Annotated in this window: 1 protein-coding gene; it reads left to right on the forward strand. The window is 43.5% G+C overall.

Annotation, left to right across the window (positions count from 1 at the left end; translation table 11 throughout):
* Nucleotides 1–301, forward strand: a 301-nt coding sequence (locus tag ACYQZV_RS09150; protein ID WP_459895349.1) for a divalent metal cation transporter, incomplete at both ends; no start/stop codon positions are given.

Here is a 301-nt window from a genome sequence, read left to right on the forward strand (position 1 = left end):
TTTTAGGTCCTGGCTTTTTAGTGATGATGGCAGATAACGATGCTGGTGGTATCACCACGTATGCAGTCACAGGGGCTCAGACGAGATATACGTTGGTGGGTGCTGTGGTTATAATGTCTTTGCTTGCTTTCGTAGTCCAAGAGATGACTGTAAGGCTTGGGGCTGTTACAAAAGAAGGTCATGCGGAGCTTATATACAAGAAGTTTGGCAAATTTTGGGGTTTGTTTTCTTTGGCAGACCTTTTCATTGCAAACACCTTTACCCTTGTAACAGAGTTTATAGGCATAGGAGCAGCTGTAAA

It is taken from the genome of Hydrogenobaculum acidophilum, assembly GCF_054656715.1.